Origin of the sequence: Streptomyces sp. NPDC048278 (genome assembly GCF_040652195.1) — a bacterium.
In the GTDB taxonomy this organism is placed as follows: Bacteria; Actinomycetota; Actinomycetes; order Streptomycetales; family Streptomycetaceae; genus Streptomyces.
The window spans coordinates 1-14,764 of the sequence record NZ_JBEZLP010000050.1 but is presented as its reverse complement, the minus strand read 5'-3'; the positions used below and the strand labels follow the sequence as shown (position 1 = coordinate 14,764).

Annotated in this window: 13 protein-coding genes and 1 tRNA gene; 3 read left to right on the top strand and 11 right to left on the bottom strand. The window is 68.6% G+C overall.

The window, feature by feature from the left end:
- Positions 1-11: 11 nt before the first annotated feature.
- The 9 genes from rpoB to AB0D74_RS45940 all read right to left on the bottom strand — a co-directional run bounded on the left by rpoB (position 12) and on the right by AB0D74_RS45940 (position 9,422).
- The gene (gene rpoB, locus AB0D74_RS45980; protein ID WP_362600984.1) at positions 12-3,497 is read right to left on the bottom strand and encodes a DNA-directed RNA polymerase subunit beta; all 3,486 of its coding nucleotides are present in this window, start codon (positions 3,495-3,497) and stop codon (positions 12-14) included.
- A 554-nt stretch (positions 3,498-4,051) separates the two neighbouring features.
- The gene (gene rplL / locus AB0D74_RS45975; RefSeq protein ID WP_362601116.1) at positions 4,052-4,435 is read right to left on the bottom strand and encodes a 50S ribosomal protein L7/L12; all 384 of its coding nucleotides are present in this window, start codon (positions 4,433-4,435) and stop codon (positions 4,052-4,054) included.
- Between the two features lie 121 nt (positions 4,436-4,556).
- Complete coding sequence (gene rplJ, locus AB0D74_RS45970; RefSeq protein ID WP_362600981.1) at positions 4,557-5,087, bottom strand: 50S ribosomal protein L10; 531 nt, start codon at positions 5,085-5,087, stop codon at positions 4,557-4,559.
- Positions 5,088-5,376: 289 nt separating this feature from the next.
- On the bottom strand, positions 5,377-6,342 hold the full coding sequence (locus AB0D74_RS45965; protein ID WP_362600978.1) for a hypothetical protein: 966 nt from the start codon (positions 6,340-6,342) through the stop codon (positions 5,377-5,379).
- Between the two features lie 177 nt (positions 6,343-6,519).
- The gene (rplA, locus tag AB0D74_RS45960) at positions 6,520-7,245 is read right to left on the bottom strand and encodes a 50S ribosomal protein L1 (RefSeq protein WP_362600975.1); all 726 of its coding nucleotides are present in this window, start codon (positions 7,243-7,245) and stop codon (positions 6,520-6,522) included.
- Positions 7,246-7,326: 81 nt separating this feature from the next.
- Entirely contained in the window at positions 7,327-7,761 is a 435-nt protein-coding gene (gene rplK, locus AB0D74_RS45955) for a 50S ribosomal protein L11 (protein WP_362600972.1), read from the bottom strand.
- Positions 7,762-8,014: 253 nt separating this feature from the next.
- Positions 8,015-8,875: a transcription termination/antitermination protein NusG gene (gene nusG / locus AB0D74_RS45950; protein ID WP_362600969.1), complete on the bottom strand. Its 861-nt coding sequence runs from the start codon at positions 8,873-8,875 to the stop codon at positions 8,015-8,017.
- An 80-nt stretch (positions 8,876-8,955) separates the two neighbouring features.
- Positions 8,956-9,240 (bottom strand): preprotein translocase subunit SecE, encoded by a 285-nt coding sequence (gene secE, locus AB0D74_RS45945; RefSeq protein ID WP_093499675.1) that lies wholly within the window; start codon positions 9,238-9,240, stop codon positions 8,956-8,958.
- Positions 9,241-9,349: 109 nt separating this feature from the next.
- Positions 9,350-9,422, bottom strand: a tRNA-Trp gene (locus AB0D74_RS45940).
- A gap of 261 nt (positions 9,423-9,683) precedes the next feature.
- Here AB0D74_RS45940 and AB0D74_RS45935 point away from each other — a divergent pair.
- Positions 9,684-10,910, top strand: coding sequence for a pyridoxal phosphate-dependent aminotransferase (locus tag AB0D74_RS45935; protein ID WP_362600964.1), 1,227 nt, complete (start codon positions 9,684-9,686; stop codon positions 10,908-10,910).
- A gap of 218 nt (positions 10,911-11,128) precedes the next feature.
- Positions 11,129-12,169, top strand: a complete 1,041-nt coding sequence (locus AB0D74_RS45930) for an adenosine deaminase (RefSeq protein WP_362600961.1) — start codon at positions 11,129-11,131, stop codon at positions 12,167-12,169.
- 34 nt (positions 12,170-12,203) lie between these two features.
- Here the strand turns inward: AB0D74_RS45930 and AB0D74_RS45925 are convergent, their stop codons facing one another.
- The gene (locus tag AB0D74_RS45925; protein WP_362600958.1) at positions 12,204-12,809 is read right to left on the bottom strand and encodes a helix-turn-helix domain-containing protein; all 606 of its coding nucleotides are present in this window, start codon (positions 12,807-12,809) and stop codon (positions 12,204-12,206) included.
- 153 nt (positions 12,810-12,962) lie between these two features.
- Between AB0D74_RS45925 and AB0D74_RS45920 the strand changes: the two genes are divergently transcribed.
- A complete protein-coding gene (locus AB0D74_RS45920) occupies positions 12,963-13,592 on the top strand; it encodes an NAD(P)H-binding protein (protein ID WP_362600955.1) in 630 nt (209 codons plus the stop codon).
- Between the two features lie 26 nt (positions 13,593-13,618).
- Here the strand turns inward: AB0D74_RS45920 and AB0D74_RS45915 are convergent, their stop codons facing one another.
- The gene (locus AB0D74_RS45915) at positions 13,619-14,674 is read right to left on the bottom strand and encodes a UDP-N-acetylmuramate dehydrogenase (RefSeq protein WP_362600952.1); all 1,056 of its coding nucleotides are present in this window, start codon (positions 14,672-14,674) and stop codon (positions 13,619-13,621) included.
- Between the last annotated feature and the right edge of the window lie 90 nt (positions 14,675-14,764).

The following is a 14,764-nucleotide window of genomic DNA, read 5'->3' as shown; positions in this document are numbered from 1 at the left end:
CCGGACTCCCGTCAGACCTCTTCGACGCTGCTCGGCTCGCGCCGGGACAGGTCGATGCCGAGCTCCTCCGCCGCGCGGAAGACGTCCTCGTCGGTGTCACGCATCTCGATGGACATACCGTCGCTGGACAGCACCTCCACGTTCAGGCAGAGCGACTGCATCTCCTTGATGAGGACCTTGAAGGACTCGGGGATGCCGGGCTCGGGGATGTTCTCGCCCTTGACGATGGCCTCGTAGACCTTCACGCGGCCGGTGACGTCGTCGGACTTGATGGTGAGCAGTTCCTGGAGCGCGTAGGCGGCGCCGTAGGCCTCGAGGGCCCACACCTCCATCTCGCCGAAGCGCTGGCCACCGAACTGCGCCTTACCACCCAGCGGCTGCTGGGTGATCATCGAGTACGGGCCGGTCGACCGGGCGTGCAGCTTGTCGTCGACCAGGTGGTGGAGCTTGAGGATGTACATGTAGCCGATGGAGATCGGGTCCGGGAACGGCTCACCGGAGCGGCCGTCGAACAGCCGCGCCTTGCCGGTCGGCTGCACCAGGCGGTCGCCGTCGCGGTTCGGGATGGTGTGCTGCAGCAGACCCGCCAGCTCGTCCTCGCGGGCACCGTCGAAGACCGGGGTCGCGACGTTGGTGCGCGGGGCGACCTGGTCGGCGCCGATGGCCTGGAGCCGCTGGGCCCAGTCGTCGGCGAGACCGGAGACGTCCCAGCCGCGGCTGGCGAGCCAGCCGAGGTGGATCTCCAGGACCTGTCCCGGGTTCATTCGGGACGGCACACCGAGCGGGTTGAGGATGATGTCGACCGGGGTGCCGTCCTCCAGGAACGGCATGTCCTCGATCGGCAGGATCTTGGAGATGACACCCTTGTTGCCGTGCCGGCCGGCGAGCTTGTCGCCGTCGGTGATCTTGCGCTTCTGCGCGACGTAGACGCGGACCAGCTGGTTCACGCCCGGCGGCAGCTCGTCGCCCTCCTCGCGGTCGAAGACGCGCACACCGATGACCTTGCCGGTCTCGCCGTGCGGCACCTTCAGCGAGGTGTCACGGACCTCACGGGCCTTCTCACCGAAGATCGCGCGCAGCAGGCGCTCCTCCGGCGTCAGCTCGGTCTCACCCTTCGGGGTGACCTTGCCGACCAGGATGTCACCGGCGATGACCTCGGCGCCGATGCGGATGATGCCGCGCTCGTCGAGGTCGGCGAGGACCTCCTCGGAGACGTTCGGGATGTCCCGGGTGATCTCCTCGGGGCCGAGCTTGGTGTCACGGGCGTCGACCTCGTGCTCCTCGATGTGGATCGAGGAGAGGACGTCGTCCTGCACGAGGCGCTGCGACAGGATGATCGCGTCCTCGTAGTTGTGACCCTCCCACGGCATGAACGCCACGAGCAGGTTCTTGCCCAGCGCCATCTCGCCGTTCTGGGTGGCGGGACCGTCGGCGAGGACCTGGCCCTCGATGATCCGGTCGCCCTCCAGGACGATGACCTTCTGGTTGACCGAGGTGCCCTGGTTGGAACGGGCGAACTTGGCCAGGCGGTACGTGATGTACGTGCCGTCGTCGTTGGCGGTGGTGATGTAGTCCGCGGAGACCTCCTGGACCACACCGGGCTTCTCGGCCTTGACCACGTCGCCGGCGTCGACCGCGGAGCGGTACTCCATGCCGGTGCCGACGAGCGGGGACTCGCTCTTGATCAGCGGCACGGCCTGGCGCATCATGTTCGCGCCCATGAGGGCACGGTTGGCGTCGTCGTGCTCCAGGAACGGGATCATGGCGGTCGCGACCGACACCATCTGGCGCGGCGAGACGTCCATGTAGTCCACGTCGTCACCGGCGACGTAGTCGACCTCGCCGCCACGGCGGCGGACGAGGACACGGGCCTCGGAGAAGCGCATGTCGTCGTTGAGGCCGGCGTTGGCCTGCGCGATGACGAAGCGGTCCTCCTCGTCGGCGGTCAGGTAGTCGACCTCGTCGGTGACCTGGCCGTCGACGACCTTGCGGTACGGGGTCTCGACGAAACCGAACGCGTTGACCCGGCCGTAGGAGGCGAGCGAGCCGATCAGGCCGATGTTCGGGCCTTCGGGGGTCTCGATCGGGCACATGCGGCCGTAGTGCGACGGGTGCACGTCACGGACCTCGAAGCCGGCCCGCTCACGGGAGAGACCACCCGGGCCAAGAGCCGACAGACGGCGCTTGTGGGTGAGACCCGACAGCGGGTTGTTCTGGTCCATGAACTGGGACAGCTGGCTGGTGCCGAAGAACTCCTTGATGGAGGCGACGACCGGCCGGATGTTGATCAGGGTCTGCGGCGTGATCGCCTCGACGTCCTGCGTGGTCATGCGCTCGCGGACGACGCGCTCCATACGGGCCAGGCCGGTACGGACCTGGTTCTGGATGAGCTCGCCGACGCTGCGCAGACGACGGTTGCCGAAGTGGTCGATGTCGTCGGTCTCGACGACGATCGTGCCACCGCTGTCGCCGACCGTCTCGGTCTCGCCCGCGTGCAGCTTGACCAGGTACTTGATCGTCGAGATGACGTCCTCGACGGTCAGCACACCGGCGTCCAGCGGGGCGTCCGCGCCCAGCTTCTTGTTGACCTTGTAGCGGCCGACCTTGGCGAGGTCGTAGCGCTTCGGGTTGAAGTACAGGTTCTCGAGCAGCGTCTGCGCGGCCTCACGCGTGGGGGGCTCGCCCGGACGCAGCTTGCGGTAGATGTCGAGCAGCGCGTCGTCCTGGCCCTGGGTGTGGTCCTTCTCCAGGGTGGCGCGCATGGACTCGTACTCGCCGAACTCCTCGAGGATCTGCTCGGTGGTCCAGCCGAGCGCCTTGAGCAGCACGGTGACCGACTGCTTGCGCTTGCGGTCGATGCGGACACCGACCATGTCGCGCTTGTCGATCTCCATCTCCAGCCAGGCACCCCGGGAGGGGATGATCTTGGCGGAGAAGATGTCCTTGTCGGACGTCTTGTCGATGGACGAGTCGAAGTAGACACCGGGGGAACGGACCAGCTGCGACACCACGACACGCTCGGTGCCGTTGATGACGAAGGTGCCCTTGTTCGTCATGAGCGGGAAGTCGCCCATGAAGACCGTCTGGGACTTGATCTCACCGGTCTCGTTGTTGGTGAACTCGGCCGTGACGAAGAGCGGGGCGGCGTACGTGAAGTCGCGCTCCTTGCACTCGTCGATGCTGTTCTTCGGCGGCTCGAAGCGGTGGTCGCGGAACGTCAGCGACATCGACCCGGAGAAGTCCTCGATCGGGGAGATCTCCTCGAAGATCTCCTCCAGACCGGACTTGGTGGGGACGTCCTGACCGGACTCCAGAGCCTCCTCGACCCGACTCTGCCAGGCGGTGTTGCCGAGCAGCCAGTCGAAGCTCTCGGTCTGCAGCGCGAGCAGGTTGGGAACCTCGAGAGGCTCCTTGATCTTTGCAAAGGAGATGCGCAGCGGGGCGGTGCTGGCGCCGTTGTTCATATTCGCGTTCGAGGCAGTGCGCGAGGCGGCCAAGAGGGGGTCCTTCCGAGGGCTCGGACTCACTACGCGCTCCCCGGTCCCTTCCCGGACACAGAGACAGAAACCCCAGTTCAGAGGAGGTTCGGTCGTCGGCATTCGGGTGAGGGCAGACCCCTGGTGACGGGCAGGGGAAGGCTAACAGGCAGCGCAAAGGGTCAGTGTAGCCACTTGGCACACTGATGTCCAGTCCCCATTTTCTGAGACCCTCTTCATCGTCAACGCCTGCGTCATGCCTGCCCTCAACGCACGTTGATACTGCCCTCTTCGTCGCCGATCCATGCCTCGGATTCGGACCGTTCTGGCGACGCGTCCTGAGAATTGCGCGCTGCGTGCGGTTCGTCAAGGCCCCTCTGCGCAAACCCGGTGCGCCGGAGACACGACGAAGATCACCATACCCCCCGCCGTCACAGGTGCAAGGCAACCGAGGTCGGCCTCCCGGGAACGCCGAAGAGCGACCACCCGGATGGATGATCGCTCTTCGCGGTCTGCGCGTTACAGCCCCCGAGGGGGTGTTTCAGCACACAGAGGTCTGGACGACCTCGGAGGTGTTACTTGACCTCGACGGAGGCGCCGGCGCCCTTGAGGGACTCGGCGGCCTTCTCGGCGGCGTCCTTGGCGACCTTCTCGAGGACGGGCTTCGGGGCGCCGTCCACGAGGTCCTTGGCCTCCTTCAGGCCGAGGGAGGTCAGCTCACGCACGACCTTGATGACCTGGATCTTCTTGTCGCCGGCACCGGTGAGGATGACGTCGAACTCGTCCTTCTCCTCCTCCTGCGGGGCGGCGGCGGCCGGGCCGGCCGGGCCCGCGACGGCAACCGCGGCGGCGGCGGTGACGTCGAACTTCTCCTCGAACGCCTTCACGAACTCGGAGAGCTGGATCAGGGTCATCGTCTCGAACTCGGCGAGCAGTTCGTCCTGGGTGAGAGCCACGATGGCTTTCCTTCCACTAATTCGGCTGGTGCCGTATGTACATGTCTGGCGGGCGTACGTTCGGCCCGCTACGACCGTTGCCTGCGGCGGGCTGCCTCAGGCGGCGGTCATTTCGCGAGCCGAGTTACTCGGCACCGCCCTGCTCGTCCTGCTTGGCGCGAAGCGCGTCCACGGTGCGGACGAGCTTCGACGGGAGCGCCTGGAAGACCTGAGCAGCCTGCGTCTGCTTGCCCTTCAGGGCGCCCGCCAGCTTGGCGAGCAGAACCTCGCGGGACTCGAGGTCCGCAAGCTTCTTGATCTCGTCGGCGGACAGCGCCTTGCCGTCAAGGACACCGCCCTTGATGACGAGGTTCGGGTTGTCCTTGGCGAAGTCACGAAGACCCTTCGCCGACGTCACCGGGTCACCGGTGATGAAGGCAACCGCCGTCGGACCGTTGAACAGGTCGTCGAGCGTGGAGATCCCGGCCTCGTTGGCCGCGATCTTGGTCAGCGTGTTCTTCACCACGGCGTACTGGGCGTCGTCACCGAGCGACCGGCGCAGCGTCTTGAGCTGCGCCACGGTGAGACCCCGGTACTCGGTCAGCACGGCGGCGTTCGAGCTGCGGAACTGCTCCGTCAGCTCGGCTACCGCGGCAGCCTTGTCGGGCCTTGCCATAGAGCGTCGGCCTCCTTCCGGGTGATGAGGACCGCTCAGAAGGGGCTGGGGAAAACGAAACGCCCCGGCGCAGGCGCACGGGGCGTAGCTCGACCGAAATCACATACGCGACGCATGCGGCTCCGGGAGCACTTCCACAGTCACCTGCGCGGGTCGTCCGCGGTTCAGCGGATCCTTCGGCCACCGCACACTCTTACGAGCACACGGCAACGACCAGCGGTCTTTGGCTTCTCCGAAAGAGTACGGGACCTGTGCACTGTCGAGCAAATCGGCCCCTGCCGCCGACCGCTCAGGAGGTCAGGCCGGTCGCGCCCTGCTTCTTGAGCAGCGACTTGAAGTCCTCGGTGTCGCCGGCCGGGGGCTTACGGGCGCTGACCTTCACGCCGTAGTCGCTGTAGTGCGCGGTCTGGGTCATCGTGCCGGTCGCCGTGGCGGCCTTCTCGGTCTTCTTGACCAGCAGGTCCTGGTCGTTGACCCAGATGTCGACGGTCTCGGTGGTGACGCCGGCCTGGGTGAGCTGCTTCTTCAGGGCGGCCAGCTGGTCCGCCGTGAGGCTGCTGCTCCGCCCGGCCAGGTCGGCCACGCCCACGGTGCCCGCGTAGTGGGTGGTGGCCTGGCCGTCGACCGTCTCCGCGCCGACCTTGCGCACGTCGCCGGAGGCCAGCAGCATCTGCACCGACTTGTTGGGCGTGGTGTTCTGCATCTGGTCCTTGAGCAGGGCGCCCGACCCGCCGGCGACGGAGGCCAGGTCGCCGTACCCGTACCGGATCCAGTGCCTGCCGCCCGTCTGCGCGGCGAACGTGTCGCTCATCTTCGCGTAGTAGGCGTCGGGCAGGTAGCGGGCCTCCATCGACGTCGTACCGAGCTTGCGCATCAGCTCGGCCGTGCTGCCGCCGGTGTAGGTGATGGTGACGGTGCCGGATATGCCGTCGTCCCAGGCGAGGCTGCCGTCCGTCGTCATGGACAGCAGCGAGCCCATGGTCGTGGTGGAGCGGACCCGGGCGGAGTCGGCCTTGTCGGTGGACTTCTCCGCGGAGCGCAGCGCGGCGATGGGGCTGACCCTGGTCGCGGCGCGGGCCCCCGCCTTGTCCTCCTTGCCGGAACCGCCGGAACCGCCGGAACCGCCGGAACCGCCGGAACCGCCGGAACCTGCCGAGCCCCCGGAGCCCCCCGCTGAGCTGCAGGCGGCCACTCCGGTCAGCGCGACCGCCACCGCGACCGCGACGGCCGTACGACGCACTCGCCTGCTCTTCATCCCACCCACCCCCATGAAGGTCCCGTCCCCCGGTCCCGTACCCCGACGCTAACCCAGGGCACCGACAACGCGCGGGGAGTCGCTCAAACATCAGGACGGGCCCCGCAACCTCTCGGTTGCGGGGCCCGTCCTGTTGGTGTCGCGTCCCTGACGCGGCTACCAGACCGAGCGCGGGGCTCAGACGGCGGCCGGGTCCTCCTCGTTGAGGAGGTTGCGGGTGCGGTTCGGGTCGACCGGGATGCCGGGGCCCATGGTGGTGCTGACCGCGGCCTTCTTGATGTAGCGGCCCTTGGCGGCGGACGGCTTCAGACGGAGGATCTCCTCCAGCGCGGCGCCGTAGTTCTCCACCAGCTTGTCGTCCTCGAAGGACGTCTTGCCGATGATGAAGTGCAGGTTCGAGTGCTTGTCGACGCGGAACTCGATCTTGCCGCCCTTGATCTCGGTCACAGCCTTGGCGGTGTCCGGGGTCACGGTGCCGGTCTTCGGGTTCGGCATCAGACCACGCGGGCCGAGGACGCGGCCGAGGCGGCCGACCTTGCCCATGAGGTCCGGGGTGGCGACGACGGCGTCGAAGTCCAGACGGCCCTTCGCCACCTCGTCGATCAGTTCGTCGGCGCCGACGATGTCGGCGCCCGCGGCACGCGCGGCCTCGGCACGGTCACCGGTCGCGAAGACCAGGACCCGGGCGGTCTTGCCGGTGCCGTGCGGGAGGTTCACGGTGCCACGGACCATCTGGTCGGCCTTGCGCGGGTCGACACCCAGGCGGAAGGCGACCTCGACGGTGCCGTCGAACTTGGTCGTGGAGGTCTCCTTGGCGAGACGGACGGCCTCGAGCGGGGCGTACAGCTTCTCCCGGTCGATCTTCTCGTCCGCAGCGCGGAGAGCCTTGCTGCGCTTGCTCACAACTTGCTCCTGTGTGTTCCGAAGGAGTCGTGGTGTACGGGCCGAGCAGGCCCTACCACGGTGGTTCTACGAAGGTGGGGTTCAGCCCTCGACCGTGATGCCCATGGAACGGGCGGTGCCGGCGATGATCTTCGACGCGGCGTCCAGGTCGTTGGCGTTCAGGTCGGGAAGCTTCGTCTGGGCGATCTCCCGGACCTGGTCCTGGGTGATCTTGGCGACCTTGGTCTTGTGCGGCTCGCCGGAGCCCTTCTCGACACCAGCGGCCTTGAGGATCATCTTCGCGGCCGGCGGGGTCTTGGTGACGAAGGTGAAGGAACGGTCCTCGTAGACCGTGATCTCCACCGGGATGACCCAACCGCGCTGCGACTCGGTCGCGGCGTTGTAGGCCTTGCAGAACTCCATGATGTTGACGCCGTGCTGACCGAGCGCGGGGCCGACCGGCGGGGCCGGGTTCGCCGCACCGGCGTTGATCTGGAGCTTGATGAGCCCCGTGACCTTCTTCTTCTTGGGAGGCATAGCTCTCCGGGTCCTTTCATTTCGGGTCCTGCCTACGCGAGGGGACCAACCCGAACGCAGGCATACCGCACAACGATAACGGGTATGGATGCGCGGCCAAAAACCGAGCAGGTCAGGGGCCGGGAAAAGGCGCCTGACCTGACACGGACGTCAATCGGGGAGCCCCGAAAGGGGCGCTGGGGGTACCCCCGGCCGAAGGCTGGGGGAGGAACTGCGCGAACAGCCCCCACCGGCCCGCTGCTGAGGTACTACCTCAGTTCTTCTGGATCTGGTCGAACGACAGCTCCACCGGCGTCTCACGCCCGAAGATCTCCACCAGACCCTTGACCTTCTTGGAGTCCGGGTTGATCTCGTTGATCGTCGCCTGCAGCGTGGCGAACGGACCGTCGGTCACCGTCACCGAGTCGCCCACCTCGAAGTCCAGCACCTGGACCTCGACCTTGCGCTGCGGAACCGGCTTGCCCTCGGCCTCCGCCGCCTCGCGCGCCGCCTTCTCCTCGGCCTCCGGCGCGAGCATCTTGACGATCTCGTCCAGAGTCAGCGGGTAGGGGTCGTACGCGTTGCCGACGAAGCCGGTGACGCCGGGGGTGTTGCGGACAACACCCCAGGACTCGTTGGTCAGGTCCATGCGGACGAGCACGTAACCGGGCAGCTTGTTCTGCTTGATGGTCTTGCGGTCGCCGTTCTTGATCTGGACGACCTCTTCCTGCGGCACCTCGGCCTGGAAGATGTAGTCCTCGACGTTCAGCGAGACGGCGCGCTGCTCAAGGTTGGTCTTCACGCGGTTCTCGTAACCGGCGTACGTGTGGATGACGTACCACTCGCCGGGGAGCAGCCGCAGTTCCTCGCGGAGCGCCTGGACGGGGTCGACCGGCTCGGCGGGCTCTTCCTCGACGACGTCCTCGACCTCTTCGGTCTCGTCGGCGTCCTCGTCCTCCACCGCGTCCTCGTCCTCGACGTGGACGGCGGTCTCCTCGGCCGGCTCCCCCAGTTCGGCCTCGGCAGCCTCGAACTCGTCCTGCTCGTCCGCGCCCTCGACGATGTCCAGCTCGTCTTCGACGGCCTCTTCGGGCTCGACGGCCTCGACGGCGTCGTTCAGGTTCGGGTCAGACACGATGGCTGCTTCTTCCTGGATACATAGGGGTGGAACATGCGAAAACGGGCGCCGGTACCACGGCGCCCTTCGCTCTGTGCTCAGCCGAAGACGTACTTGGCCGCGTGGTTGAGTCCATAGTCAATCACGGTCACCAGAGCGATCATGATGGCGACGAAGAAGATCACCACGGTGGTGTACGACGTCAGCTGGTTTCGAGTCGGCCAGACGACCTTGCGGAGCTCCGCGATGATCTGGCGGTAGAAGGTGGCAAGGCGCTTCAGCGGACCCTTCTTGGCCCGCTTGCCGCCCTTGCGGCCCTTCTTCTTGGACTCCTGCACCTCGTCGGCATCAGGCGTGTCGATGGAGCCCACGGCGTCCGTCATTCGTCCTCACCTGGTCCCGGGTCATGGCCGTGCCGCGCCCGGTTTCTGGAGCCGCACGGCGGTGCAATGCTTGTACGTACATGCGCACACATCCTGGCGGTGTGTGTAGCAGGGCCGGAGGGACTTGAACCCCCAACCGCCGGTTTTGGAGACCGGTGCTCTACCAATTGAGCTACGACCCTTTGCTGTGTCCCCAACGTACCGCATCCGACCGGGTGCCCGGTGTGCACCTGCTCAGGCACGGCTGCTGAAGGCCAACGAGTGGAGAGTGTACGTGGTCCGCGGCGCCGCGTCGAACAGAAAGTGGCAGTCCGGGCCGACCGTACGGAAGATCGTCCTGGCCCGGGGGCGGATCCGCACGCTTGTTCATGGTTCGGCCCGTAGTTGTTCAGTCCGTGAAACCGGCGTGCCGGGCAGGTTTCCGGTCTGAAACGATGGGCCCCATGAGCGCTGCAACCCCTCCCACCGAGCGCCGGGTCTCCGCCCGAGTCGGCGCGATCTCCGAGTCCGCCACCCTCGCCGTGGACGCCAAGGCCAAGGCCCTCAAGGCCGCCGGACGCCCGGTGATCGGCTTCGGCGCCGGTGAGCCCGACTTCCCGACGCCGGACTACATCGTCGAGGCCGCCATCGAGGCGTGCAAGAACCCGAAGTACCACCGCTACACCCCGGCCGGGGGCCTGCCCGAGCTGAAGACCGCGATCGCCGCGAAGACGCTGCGGGACTCCGGCTACGAGGTCGACGCCTCCCAGGTCCTCGTCACCAACGGCGGCAAGCAGGCCATCTACGAGGCCTTCGCCGCGATCCTCGACCCGGGCGACGAGGTCATCGTCCCCGCCCCGTACTGGACGACGTACCCGGAGTCCATCCGCCTGGCCGGCGGTGTCCCGGTCGAGGTCGTCGCGGACGAGACCACCGGCTACCGCGTCTCCGTGGAGCAGCTGGAGGCGGCCCGCACCGAGAAGACGAAGGTCGTGCTCTTCGTCTCCCCGTCGAACCCGACCGGCGCGGTCTACACCGAGGCCGAGACCGAGGCGATCGGCCGCTGGGCCGTGGAGCACGGCCTGTGGGTCCTCACGGACGAGATCTACGAGCACCTGGTCTACGGCGACGCGAAGTTCACCTCGCTGCCGGCGGTCCTGCCCGAGCTGCGCGACAAGTGCATCGTCGTCAACGGCGTGGCGAAGACGTACGCCATGACCGGCTGGCGGGTCGGCTGGGTCATCGGCCCCAAGGACGTCGTCAAGGCGGCCACGAACCTCCAGTCCCACGCCACGTCCAACGTCTCCAACGTGGCGCAGGTCGCCGCCCTGGCCGCCGTCACCGGTGACCTGGACGCCGTGGCGAAGATGCGCGAGGCCTTCGACCGGCGCCGCCAGACGATCGTCCGGATGCTCAACGAGATCGACGGCGTGGTCTGCCCCGAGCCCGAGGGCGCCTTCTACGTCTACCCGTCGGTCAAGGCGCTGCTCGGCAAGGAGATCCGCGGGAAGCGCCCGCAGGACTCGGTCGAGCTGGCCGCGCTGATCCTGGAGGAGGCCGAGGTCGCGGTCGTCCCCGGCGAGGCCTTCGGCACGCCCGGCTACCTGCGCCTGTCGTACGCGCTCGGCGACGAGGACCTCGTCGAGGGCGTGAGCCGGATGCAGAAGCTGCTGGCCGAGGCCAAGGACTGACGTTCTTCCCGAACCCCCGCTCCACGCGCGCGTACGGGCCGCTCCCTCCGGGGAGCGGCCCGTTCTCGTTGCGTTCTCGTTGCGTTCTCGGGTGGGTTCCCGCGTGGGTTCCCGCGTGGGTTCCCGCGTGGGTTCCCGCGTGGGTTCTCGTGTGCGAGCAAGGCCACTAATGGGGAATCGGCTACCGGTACGGCGGTCGCGTACGGCAGGATCCTGGAATGGAGCACGTACGTGATGTCTCTGAGCTGCCGAAAGCTCATCTGCATCTGCATTTCACCGGTTCGATGCGGCCGGGAACCGTCCTGGAACTGGCCGACAAGTACGGCGTACGCCTCCCCGAGGCGCTCACCGAGGCCCTGACCAGCGGCGAACCACCGAGACTGCGGGCCACCGACGAACGGGGCTGGTTCCGCTTCCAGCGCCTGTACGACGCCGCGCGCTCCTGCCTGAGAGAGCCCGAGGACATCCGGCGCCTGGTCCGGGAGGCCGCCGAGGAGGACCTGAAGGACGGCTCGCGCTGGCTGGAGATCCAGGTGGACCCGACCTCGTACGCCCCGCGCCTGGGCGGTCTGATCCCGGCCCTGGAGATCATCCTGGACGCGGTCGAGACGACCTCCCGGGAGACCGGTCTCGGCATGCGCGTCCTGGTGGCCGCGAACCGCATGAAGCACCCCCTGGACGCACGCACGCTGGCCCGGCTCGCGGTCCGGTACGCGGACCGGGGCGTGGTCGGCTTCGGGCTGTCGAACGACGAGCGGCGGGGCATGGCCCGGGACTTCGACCGGGCGTTCCACATCGCGCGCGAGGGCGGCCTGCTGGCGGCCCCGCACGGCGGCGAGCTGACCGGCCCGGCGTCGGTCCGGGACTGCCTGGACGACCTGAACGCCTCCCGGATCGGGCACGGCGTGCGGGCGGCGGAGGACCCGAGGCTGCTCAAGCGCCTGGCGGACCGGGAGATCACCTGCGAGGTGTGCCCGGCCTCCAACGTGGCCCTGGGCGTCTACGAGAAGCCCGAGGACGTCCCGCTGCGCACCCTCTTCGAGGCGGGCGTCCCGATGGCCCTGGGCGCCGACGACCCGCTCCTGTTCGGCTCCCGGCTGGCCGCGCAGTACGACATCGCGCGCGTGCACCACGCCTTCACCGACGCCGAACTGGCGGAACTGGCCCGCCAGTCGGTCCGGGGTTCGGCGGCACCGCAGGACGTGCAGGCCGGGCTCCTGGCGGACATCGACGCCTGGCTGGTCGCCCCGGTGTCCTGATTCCCGGTGTTCCCGGTGTTCCGGGTACTCCCGGTCACGCACCGGTGGCGGAGAGCCCGCCGAGCAGAGTGCGGGCGATGCGCGCGGCGAACGCGTCGACCGGCGGGCGCTCGCCGGTCTCCGTCGCCTCGTAGGAGAAGACGCGCTGGACACAGGCGCCGAGGAGCAGGGCGGCGGCGGCTGACGTGTCGGCGTCGGCCCGGATCCGGCCGTGCGCCTTCTCGGCGCGCAGGTAGCCGTCCAGGGCCCTCATCGGCACGTGCGGTCCCGCCCCGATGGTGCGCAGCTTGTCGTCGAGCTTCCGCTTGAGCTGCTGCTCGGCGTAGAGGGAGGCGGCGATCGGGAAGCTCGCCTCGTAGAAGAGGGCCGCCTGACGGGCGATCTGGGTGAGGTTGTCCTCCAGGCTGCCCCGGCCGGGTTCGACGGTGAGCTCGCCGAGCAGCGGGAGAAGCCGCGGCAGCCGCTCGGTGAGCACGTGCACGAACAGCTCTTCCTTGCTGGGGAAGTACTTGTAGAGGGCCGCCTCGGAGCAGCCGGCCGCCCTGGCGATCTCCTTGGTGGTGGCACGGGCGAGCCCGACGGTGCCCATCAGCTCGTGAGCGGCGTCGAGGATGCGGACGCGGGCCGGTTTCTGCTCCATGGCATCCAAGGATCACATGCCCCTTCCTGCGGCTTCGCCGGACTTCCCCGAAGGGCCTTGACTGGTGAGTGAATACTTACCCACTCTAGGAGGAGACACGGGTGAGTGAATACTCACCCACCACCTTTCTGCTGTGCTGGAACGGGAGCAGTCATGAATCTCACTGTGTTCGGCGCGACCGGCGGGATCGGCCGGGAGCTGGTCCGTCAGGCGCTGGCGTCCGGCCACCGGGTCACGGCGGTCGTCCGCGACCCCGCCCGGCTGACCGTGACCGGCTCCGGCCTGGAGGTGGTCCGCGCTGACCTCACCGACCCCGAGGTGATCCGCCCGGCAGTGTCCGGCCGGAACGCGGTCCTGTCCGGCCTGGGCCCGCGCAGCCGCGGCGACGCCGGCGTCGCCGCCCGGCTGACCCGCACGGTCCTGGCCGCCATGGAGGCGGAGGCCGTACGACGGCTGGTGGTGGTCAGCGCCGCCCCGGTGGGCCCGGAACCGGACGACGGCCTCCTGGACCGCTCCATGCGCGGTCTGGTCTCCGCCGTCCTCAAGCCGGTCTACGACGACCTGCGCGAGATGGAGGCCGAACTGTCCCGCAGCGGCACCGACTGGACGTCCGTACGCCCGCCGCGCCTGCAGGACAAGCCGCTGACCGGTACCTACCGCACGGTGGTGGGCGGCTTCCCGCGCAAGGGGCGCTTCATCGCGCGGGCGGACGTGGCCCACGCGATGCTCGCGATGGTCGAGGACGTGGGGACCGTGAAACAGGGGGTGGGGGTGGCCTACTGAGCCGCCGGCTCGTGGCGCCGACCTCGCTAGAGGCTCACCCCGACGGTCACCGGCTCGTTGACCAGGGTCACGCCGAAGGCCTCCCGGACCCCGGCGACGACCTCCCGGGCCAGCTCCAGCAGCTCCTCGGTCGTGGCCCCGCCCCGGTTGGTCAGCGCCAGCGTGTGCTTCGTGGAGATCCGGGCCGCGCCGCTGCCGTACCCCTTGGCGAACCCGGCCTTGTCGATCAGCCAGGCCGCCGAGGTCTTGGTACGCCCGTCCCCCGCGGGGTAGGCGGGCGGCTCGGCCGCGTCGCCCAGCCGCTCGCGCACGCGCGCGTGGAAGGCGGCGAACTGCTCGTCCGTGAGGATCGGGTTGGTGAAGAAGGATCCCGCCGACCAGGTGTCGTGGTCCTCGGGATCCAGCACCATCCCTTTTCCGGCGCGCAGCTTGAGCACGGCCTCGCGGGCGTCGGCGAGCGGCACCCGGTCCCCCGGCTCCGCCCCGAGCGCCCGCGCGGCCTCCGCGTACCGCACCGGCGCCGACAGCCCGCCCGCGTCCTCGAGTCCGAACCGGACGCGCAGGACGACGTACCGCTCAGGGTCGGCCTTGAACCTGCTGTGCCGGTACGAGAACGCGCACTGCTCGTTGGCCAGCGTCACCGTCTCGCCGGACCGCCGGTCGTACGCGACGACCTCGGTGACGGTCGAGGAGACCTCCTGCCCGTACGCCCCCACGTTCTGGATGGGCGTGGCCCCCGCGGACCCCGGGATGCCGGCGAGGCACTCGATGCCCGCGAGGCCGGCTTCGACGGTGCGGGCGACCGCGTCGGTCCACACCTCACCGGCCGCCAGTTCCAGCGTCGTACCGCGCAGTTCGAAACCGGTGGTGGCGATGCGCAGGGCGGTGCCGTCGAAGCCCTTGTCGCCGATGACCAGGTTCGATCCGCCGCCGATGACCAGCAACGGGGTCCCGCTGTCGTCGGCCGCGCGGACGGCTGCGATCACCTCGGCGTCGGTGGTCGCGGTGACCAGCCGGGCGGCGGGGCCGCCGAGCCGGAAGGTGGTGAGGGGGGCGAGGGGGGCATCGTGGAGTTCCTGCACGGGCCCAAGACTACGAGACGCCACCGGCGGCCCCGCCGCCACGAGTCGCACGCGCGCGTGGGGCCCCGTTTCCGGTGGAAACGGGGCCCC

Excerpts from the sequence above, each read along its gene's own strand:
- rplJ (WP_362600981.1), bottom strand. The coding sequence starts at position 5,087 with ATGGCAAGGCCCGACAAGGCTGCCGCGGTAGCCGAGCTGACGGAGCAG.
- AB0D74_RS45965 (WP_362600978.1), bottom strand. The coding sequence starts at position 6,342 with ATGAAGAGCAGGCGAGTGCGTCGTACGGCCGTCGCGGTCGCGGTGGCG.
- rplK (WP_362600972.1), bottom strand. The coding sequence starts at position 7,761 with ATGCCTCCCAAGAAGAAGAAGGTCACGGGGCTCATCAAGCTCCAGATC.
- secE (WP_093499675.1), bottom strand. The coding sequence starts at position 9,240 with ATGACGGACGCCGTGGGCTCCATCGACACGCCTGATGCCGACGAGGTG.
- AB0D74_RS45935 (WP_362600964.1), top strand. The coding sequence starts at position 9,684 with ATGAGCGCTGCAACCCCTCCCACCGAGCGCCGGGTCTCCGCCCGAGTC.
- AB0D74_RS45930 (WP_362600961.1), top strand. The coding sequence starts at position 11,129 with ATGGAGCACGTACGTGATGTCTCTGAGCTGCCGAAAGCTCATCTGCAT.
- AB0D74_RS45925 (WP_362600958.1), bottom strand. The coding sequence starts at position 12,809 with ATGGAGCAGAAACCGGCCCGCGTCCGCATCCTCGACGCCGCTCACGAG.
- AB0D74_RS45920 (WP_362600955.1), top strand. The coding sequence starts at position 12,963 with ATGAATCTCACTGTGTTCGGCGCGACCGGCGGGATCGGCCGGGAGCTG.